The sequence below is a fragment of the Thermococcus sp. genome (assembly GCF_027008145.1).
In the GTDB taxonomy this organism is placed as follows: Archaea; Methanobacteriota_B; Thermococci; order Thermococcales; family Thermococcaceae; genus Thermococcus.
This window is the reverse complement of the sequence record NZ_JALTCZ010000081.1, coordinates 24,107-31,243: the sequence shown is the minus strand read 5'-3', so window position 1 is coordinate 31,243 and position 7,137 is coordinate 24,107. Positions and strand designations below refer to the sequence as shown.

Below are 7,137 nucleotides of genomic sequence, written 5' to 3'. Positions count from 1 at the left end.
AGCATGTTGAGGAGAGTCGTCTTGCCACTCCCGCTCGGACCTATTATGGCTATGAAGTCCCCTTCATAAACCTCTACGCTCGCTCCCCTGAGGGCATGGACAGCTATACCCCTACCCATCCTGTAAGTTTTGTGGAGGTTCGTTGCCTTCAGGACTACCCTCTTCATGCTCATCCACCCTACTTCCAGAAAACCCTAATATAGTTTTCTGTCGTATTATTCCTGGTGGTTCCATGTTTGAGAGAATCCTCTATCCAACGGACTTTTCGGGCGTTTCCCTTCACGCTCTCAGGCACTGCATTCCCGAGTTGTTCAAGGCCGGGGCCAGGGAGCTCCACCTTATCCACGTCATTGACATAACCGTGGTTGAGTTCGAGGCCTTTGAGCTTGAGGGTGTCTTCAGGGAAAAGCTTGAGGACATAGCCCGCGGACTGAGGGAGAGGGACATCAGCGTAAAGACCCACGTCACCATTGGGATACCATCCATAGAGATCGCCAGGACAGCCCAGAGTGAAAACGTTGATCTCATCGTCACTCCGAGCATAGGGGAGAACGCCTGGAGGCAGATGTTCATGGGAAGTACGGCTTCCAACCTAGCGAGGACAACGAAGAAGTCCGTGCTCCTCCTCAAGTACGTCAGGAAGGACGAGTCCTTCAAGTTGCCAGTTGAGTGCTCCAATCTCTTCAGGAAACCGCTCGTGGCGGTTGACTTCTCCAAGTGCTCCCTGAAGGTCGCTCAGGTAGTCAGGAAGTTCCTTGAGCACGTTGAGAGTGGAATCCTGATCCACTCCGTAGACTACGGGGGGGTAAATGAACTGGAGCATAACATAGAGGTGGCAAATAAGAACCTGGAAAAGCTCTCGCGCGGGCTCGGAGGTAGATTCACCCGTGAGGTCATGGTGGGCACGGCCAGCCAGGCGATAATTGGAACTGCTCTGGCAAGGGGCTCGACGATGATCGTGCTCGGCAAAAAAGGCAGGAGCGTGCTTAAGGATCTGATCCTCGGTTCGACGGCGGAAAGGGTCATAAGGGACTCCAAACTGCCGGTGCTCCTCGTTCCATGTGATTAGCCTCAGACTGGAACGGCTTCCTCATCAACTCGGTAGCTACCCTGTTGGCATCATCGGCCTCTCCTTCTTTTTCCGGCGGACTTATAAAGCTACTCCCTCTTGCTCTCCCCAGTCATTACGGCCGAGGCTATCATGTGGGCCAGTCTGAGAGGTTCTGGGATCAGGCCAGTCCTGGTCGTTACTCGGACTATCTCCCCTGCTTTTTCATAGTCAGCCCCAACTGCCTGAATGTAGAGCCTCTCCGGGATGACCTCTACGAGGGGTGGTGCCTTCCGCAGGAGCTCTATTCTATTCTCCGCGTCCGGAAAGTGCTTTCTCAGGGCTTTCTCCATAGCCTCTACGTCCGGCCTCTTCCTCACAACGACGATGACCGGCAGTCCCGTCTCGCTGTGAAGTCTCTCGACGTCGACGACGTTAAAGCCCGCGTAGGTTATGCCCTTCAAGAGGATAACCCTCAGGTCTTTAAAGCGGGAGCTCCTGAGGGCGTCAACCATAGCCTCTGTGACATCGGTGCCATCAACGGTTATCCAGCGAGCTAGAACGCCCACAACCTCTTGGGAGCCCTTCATAACTACCCCGATGAGGACTGTCTTATCGCGGGTGAGCTTTGAAGAGAAGGAAAAGGTGCCGTCATCGAAGCCAACGACCCTTATCTGGGGCTTGACCTTCCGTATCATCCGAAGAGCACCCTTGCCATCCACTCTGAGTACTCCCTGTTGAGCTTGTCGAGGTCTATCCTGGATATTATGGGTACATCGTAGGGGTGGAGCTCCAGTAAAACATCCCTGAGCTCTTTCCACTTGCTGACCTCTGTCTTGAGGATAGCCCCCACCTCCTTCTCCTCCTCTATCCTGTCCTCCCACCAGTAGAGGGCCTCGTGCTCGCGCAGGTTTGCGCAGACTATGAGCTTCCTTTTGAGGAGCTCCCTCACGACTTCCCTTGCACTCTCCCAATCGGGGAAGGTCGTGTAAACGATTATCGCCTCCATCGTGTATCCCCCTACTTGGTAGGCGGGTAAAGCTTAAATCACTTGTGGAATAGATTCGACGGGGTGTGGTATGGAGAGGGTAAGGGTTCACCTGAGAATATACGGAAGGGTTCAGGGTGTTGGCTTTAGGTGGAGTATGCAGAGGGAAGCTAGAAAGCTTAGCCTTTCCGGCTGGGTAAGGAACCTTCCGGATGGAAGCGTCGAGGCTGTCATAGAGGGTGATCCCGAGAGGGTCGAGGCCCTGATCGGCTGGGCACACCAGGGCCCGCCCTTGGCGAGGGTAACGAGAATAAAGGTGGAGTGGGAAGAACCGGAGGGACTTAAGGACTTTAGGGTGATTGGGTAGCCGCTCTATCCAGGAGGATTCTCTTGGGACAGTACTTGACTTCACAGTAGTTGCAGACCAGCTTTTCCTTCTCCTTCTCCGGCGTATGGAGTATGAGCTTCTGGAAGCCACGTATCTCCTTTATCTTTGCGAAGGTCTCAACGGGCAGGGTCCCGTCTATGACAATGAATATCTTGCTCGGCTCCTCCCTGAGGTTTCTCCCGAAGATTTCCATGATCGGAACGCCGTTCTTGGCTATGAGAGTCATGACGTCTCCAAAGGCGCTCTCGTAGGAACCTTTCTCGACCTCTATCTCAAGGACTTCCCAGCCCATGAGCGGTGCCACGTGGATGAGTCCCGGGAGGGGGCTGAACCTCTGGAATATCAGCCTTAGCGGGTAAGTTTTTTCGATGTATTCAATCGTGTGGTAGATTATCTTCCTGTTTACCCCTATTGCCCTGGCGAGCTCGCTTATCGGTATCTCGACGTTCTTCAGGTATATCCTGCCGTCCCTCACGCTGAGCCCGTTCTCAAAGAGGAACTCGGCGACCTTCTTTCTGGCGGGGTAATTCTTGAAGTAGGCCTCAAGTATGAGCATCATTTTTGTTCACCTCTTACTCATTTATGGGTAGAAGTGAATATTTAAATCTTTCCCCGGCAAAGGTTATAATGGCCGGCGTTTACTGATATTGGGGATGACCATGCTGGACGTCATAGGAGTGGGAAATCTAAATTACGACATAATATTCCTACTCGACAGGTTTCCCGAGTTCCACGAGAAGGTAGTTGCCAGAGATGCCCACTTCGGCCTCGGCGGTGCCGCTGGAAACACCATAAGCTGGCTGGCTACCTTTGGTCTCAGGACTGGTTTCATCGGGGTCGTTGGTGACGATGAGATAGGACGGGCCCATCTCAGCTATTTCAAATCTCTGGGCGTCGATACGCGTGGGATTGATGTTGTGGGCGTTCCCTCCGGCGTAGCGGTTGCAATGGTTCACGGGGACGACAAAAGGATAGTCAAGCACCTGGGGGCAAATTCCCTCAGAAGGTTCAAGTCAGAGTACGCCCGCGAGGCAAGGTTCCTCCACCTGTCATCAAACCCACCGGAGCTCATAGAGGAAGCAGTCCGCTTTGCGAACGCGGAGGGGATAATGGTTTCCGTTGACATAGGCGAGGCGACCGTTCCCAGAGACGTTGAGGGCATGATAGACTACCTCCTGATGAACGAGGACGAATACCGCAGGAAGTACGGCTCCCTCGATCCATCCCTCAGCAACGCCAGGAACCTGATAATAACCCTGAACGGTGGCGGTGCTCTCGTCAGGGCAGATGGAGAGGTGAGGGAGATAAGGGGGCTGAGCGCTGAGGTCGTCGACTCAACCGGGGCCGGCGATTCCTTCGATGCAGGCGTGATATATGGCCTCCTGAAGGGGTGGTCTCTCTTCGATTCGGCGAAGCTCGGCATGCTGCTGGCATACCTCACCGTCCAGAAGGTCGGTGCCAGGAGCGCGGTAGTCCCCATTGATAATGTAAGGGAAGAGGCGGAGAAGCTGGGACTTGAGCTCCCGTGGTGACGGGAAAATCCTTAAAAGCCAACGGCCTAAGAACCTTAGAGAGTCCAAAAGTCCTTAGGGTGGAGGTGAAGCCCTTGGAGATTGTCATTGAGAACTTCAAACCGAAGATTACCCGACCCTTCAAGAGGAAGAACGAGTACTGGGTCAAACTCATTCTGCCAAACGGTGAGGAGTACATAATGAAGTTTAAGACGCCACTGGAAGCGGAGGATGCCATCTACGGCATGCTGGATGATCTCCAAGTCTACGGCGGAAAGGTCAAGCTCAAGCTGAGGGAGGGCAACGTCATAGAGGACATAGAAGTCATCGAGCTTTACAAGCCCTCCGCCAAGGAGCTCCTAAATGAATATTTCAACGATTGACGCCCTTTTCTGTTCATCATGGTTGTCATTTTGACAGGAAAGGTATATATAACCGTTGAGGCATAGATTTCTACTGGAGTTTATCCGTTTAAGGGCTCCTTCGAATTCTTGGAGGTCGTCGCAGTGGCGAGGAGAAAGAACAAAGAACTCACCGAAATTGCACGGGATATCGGCGGAGATGAGGCCGTTGAGGTGGTTAAAGTCCTCGAAAAGGCTAAGGAGGCAACCGACGAGGAGCTCGCCGAGAAGACGGGGATAAGGATCAACACCGTCAGGAGGATCCTGTATGCCCTCAACGACCAGGGGCTCGCTGACTTCAAGAGGATACGGGATCCTGAGACGGGTTGGTATTACTACTACTGGCGACTTGAGACCAAGAGGCTACCGCAGATCATAAGAGCCAAGAAGATGACCGAGCTGAAGAAGCTCAAGGAGATGCTTGAGGAGGAGACCAGCGAGATTTATTACTGGTGTGGCACCGAGGGACATCCTAGACTTACATTCGACGAGGCAATGGAATACGAGTTCCAGTGTCCTATATGTGGCAAGATGCTCATGCAGTACGACAACACCAAGATCATCGAGGAGCTGAAGGAGCGTATAGCCAAACTTGAGGAGGAGCTTGGTCTAAGGAAGAAGCCTAAGAAGTCCCGCTCAAAGAAGGACAAAAAGAGGGAGTCCTGATGCTGAATGGCCTCCCTTAATGAACTTCGGGGATGATTTGAATGAATGAAGTTGTTATTCTGGAGAAAGTTTACGGTGACAGGAGAGGTTTTTCAAAGCTTGACAGGAAGCTCGGTGCACTCATTGGGGACCTCGAAGTAGAGTGGAAGCTCTCCGCCGTCAAGAAGAACTGGATCAAGGTCACCCTATTCGGCGAAGACGAGGAGGTTAGTGCAAACCTCGTTAGGGAGGAGTTTGGTGAGGTCCCCTATAAGCTGAGCGCTGTGGAAGCTGGCAAGTCTTACAGGGGACGCTTTACGGACCTCGGGAAAGTCGGCTACGGGGCCTACGTGGACATTGGGATATTCACCCCAAAACCGAAGGACGCTCTCCTCCCCCTCTACTACCTCAAGGAGCAGTTTGGTGATATCCCAGTCAGGCAGATGATAAGGAAGTTTGGCTGGGTGGACAACCTGCCCGTTGATGTCAGGGTCACGGACGTTGAGTTCGGTGCAAGAGAGGTGGAGGTTGCTTTTACTGAGGCCCAGCTGGAGCGCATAAAGTCATGGATCAGCGACGGCCTCGACAAGCTCTTTGTGACTGGGACGATAAGCGAGAAAATCGAGGAGGCCCTCGTGAAAACCGGCCACGGAAGGGACGTCAAGAGGATGGAGGAGCTCGGCCTCATGGAGACCCTGCTCATCCTCAAGAAGGGTACTCAAGCTCCCGGCATAATAAAGGCCCTCGGGCCACACCTGAAGGGAGCGGTCTTCGGGGCAATAAAGTTCAGCGATTAGTACAGCGAGTGAACTGCCCTCGGGACGAGGAGTGTCAGAAAGAGATAGGCGTAATAGGCGGCGCAGAGACCGGCTGAAGAGAGGATAATGAAAACGACCGAGAGGAGCGTTAGGAAGGTTGTTGGCCCCTTCATCCTGAACCTTTTTTTCCACACCGCCCAGAGGTAGACTATCACTAGGACTGGGAGGGCGGACTCCTTCGCGAACTCCAGAGCTGGAAACCTCATGTGGGGAAATCCAAGCCACCCGGGGAACTCCACCGCGAGGGCGATAGCCCCAGCGACCACGAGGATGAGATAGAGGGCGTTTCTCTTCACTCTCTTTGGAAAGGCGGCAACGAAGACGAGGGGAATTAGAAGGAAGAGTGGGTTGAAGATTGAGGCAAAGACCGTCGCGAGGGCCATCAAGATGACGTGGAAGCTCCCGGATTCCGGGGAGAAGGCCGGGTTAACCGCTATGACTAGGGTTATTAGGAGAGCCGTTACCGCGAGGGCGGAAACGTCCAGCGACGAGATTGCCCCCCTGAAGAGCGGGGAAGTGAAGGCCAGCCCGAAGGCTATGAAGCCCAGCTCTCTTCCTCTCCTCGGGGCCGTGTAGAAGAGAAGCCCCGCTACGGTCATTACCAGAATCCAGTGGGCAAACCAGAGGTTCTCCTCCACCGGAGGGATGATGGAGAATGCCTTGCCCAGGAGGGCCTCAAGGGGGGTTTCCGGCTTGGCACCCGCCCAGACTTCAAGCCCCTTCAAGAACAGCGGGCCGAAGCCCTCGGGAATGGGGGAGGGCTTTGAGAGTGCAAGCCACGTGAATACTAGGGCCCCAGCTAGGGTGAAGAACTTTGCCGTGTGTCCTCCAGCGCTGGCGAAGGAGATGAAGAAAAGGAGGAATATCCCGAGTAACATCACACCGAAGATTGCGACTGAATTTGCTGGTGGGTTCCACAGGCTGGCAAAGGCCCTCTCTGTGAGGTATATGTTGTCCTCTGTCCCCGTGATAATGACAGTGTCGTTGAGAACCACTATCGAAGGCAAAAATGAGAGTGAACTCGGAAGACCGGTTTTATTCCAGAGCCTGGCTATCTCGGGGTTGTCTTTAACGTTTCCGACGAGAACCCTTACGCCCTTTCCCCTTTTCTTCACGAGGGCCAGCTTTGAGTCTACGTAGTGAGCCCATCCCTTTGACCAGTAGCTCTTCCCCGGGATAACGGTGTAAGTTGAGTTCGAGGACAGAAAGGCCTCAAAGGCCTGCCTGTTCGGATAGTAATGTACCCCCATGGCAGAAACAGAGGGGATGAAAAGCAGTAGCAGTAGCACCGCCGTGAGGGCCCTTTTCATGGTCTCCCTCCTTCAATGTAGCCTGATC

General features: G+C 53.8%; 11 protein-coding genes. 6 read left to right on the top strand and 5 right to left on the bottom strand.

The annotated features are described in order from the left end of the window. Positions 1-119 (bottom strand): ATP-binding cassette domain-containing protein (locus tag MVD07_RS04055; protein ID WP_297498980.1); only part of this gene is annotated, 119 nt, incomplete at its 3' end. A gap of 113 nt (positions 120-232) precedes the next feature. Here MVD07_RS04055 and MVD07_RS04050 point away from each other — a divergent pair. Further along, positions 233-1,069: a universal stress protein gene (locus MVD07_RS04050; protein WP_297498964.1), complete on the top strand. Its 837-nt coding sequence runs from the start codon at positions 233-235 to the stop codon at positions 1,067-1,069. Between the two features lie 89 nt (positions 1,070-1,158). On the opposite strand, the gene MVD07_RS04045 is transcribed toward MVD07_RS04050, so the two are convergent. Continuing rightward, positions 1,159-1,746, bottom strand: coding sequence for a DUF99 family protein (locus MVD07_RS04045; RefSeq protein ID WP_297498962.1), 588 nt, complete (start codon positions 1,744-1,746; stop codon positions 1,159-1,161). Beyond that, entirely contained in the window at positions 1,743-2,057 is a 315-nt protein-coding gene (gene cutA, locus MVD07_RS04040; RefSeq protein ID WP_297498961.1) for a divalent-cation tolerance protein CutA, read from the bottom strand. Before cutA ends, MVD07_RS04045 begins: the two co-directional genes overlap by 4 nt. A gap of 70 nt (positions 2,058-2,127) precedes the next feature. On the opposite strand from cutA, the gene MVD07_RS04035 reads away from it, so the two are divergent. After that, positions 2,128-2,403, top strand: coding sequence for an acylphosphatase (locus MVD07_RS04035; protein WP_297498959.1), 276 nt, complete (start codon positions 2,128-2,130; stop codon positions 2,401-2,403). Here MVD07_RS04035 and MVD07_RS04030 read toward each other — a convergent pair. Then, complete coding sequence (locus tag MVD07_RS04030) at positions 2,387-2,983, bottom strand: regulator of amino acid metabolism, contains ACT domain protein (RefSeq protein ID WP_297498957.1); 597 nt, start codon at positions 2,981-2,983, stop codon at positions 2,387-2,389. The genes MVD07_RS04035 and MVD07_RS04030 overlap by 17 nt on opposite strands. A gap of 100 nt (positions 2,984-3,083) precedes the next feature. On the opposite strand from MVD07_RS04030, the gene MVD07_RS04025 reads away from it, so the two are divergent. From MVD07_RS04025 to MVD07_RS04010, 4 genes are all read left to right on the top strand, one after another. Next, on the top strand, positions 3,084-3,956 hold the full coding sequence (locus MVD07_RS04025; RefSeq protein WP_297498978.1) for an ADP-dependent ribose-1-phosphate kinase: 873 nt from the start codon (positions 3,084-3,086) through the stop codon (positions 3,954-3,956). A 74-nt stretch (positions 3,957-4,030) separates the two neighbouring features. Continuing rightward, complete coding sequence (locus tag MVD07_RS04020; RefSeq protein WP_297498955.1) at positions 4,031-4,318, top strand: hypothetical protein; 288 nt, start codon at positions 4,031-4,033, stop codon at positions 4,316-4,318. A gap of 123 nt (positions 4,319-4,441) precedes the next feature. Further along, the gene (gene tfe / locus MVD07_RS04015; protein ID WP_297498976.1) at positions 4,442-5,002 is read left to right on the top strand and encodes a transcription factor E; all 561 of its coding nucleotides are present in this window, start codon (positions 4,442-4,444) and stop codon (positions 5,000-5,002) included. Between the two features lie 41 nt (positions 5,003-5,043). Further along, complete coding sequence (locus MVD07_RS04010; protein WP_297498953.1) at positions 5,044-5,778, top strand: DUF2110 family protein; 735 nt, start codon at positions 5,044-5,046, stop codon at positions 5,776-5,778. Here the strand turns inward: MVD07_RS04010 and MVD07_RS04005 are convergent. Then, positions 5,775-7,109: a hypothetical protein gene (locus tag MVD07_RS04005; RefSeq protein ID WP_297498951.1), complete on the bottom strand. Its 1,335-nt coding sequence runs from the start codon at positions 7,107-7,109 to the stop codon at positions 5,775-5,777. The two genes, MVD07_RS04010 and MVD07_RS04005, sit on opposite strands and share 4 nt — an antisense overlap. Between the last annotated feature and the right edge of the window lie 28 nt (positions 7,110-7,137).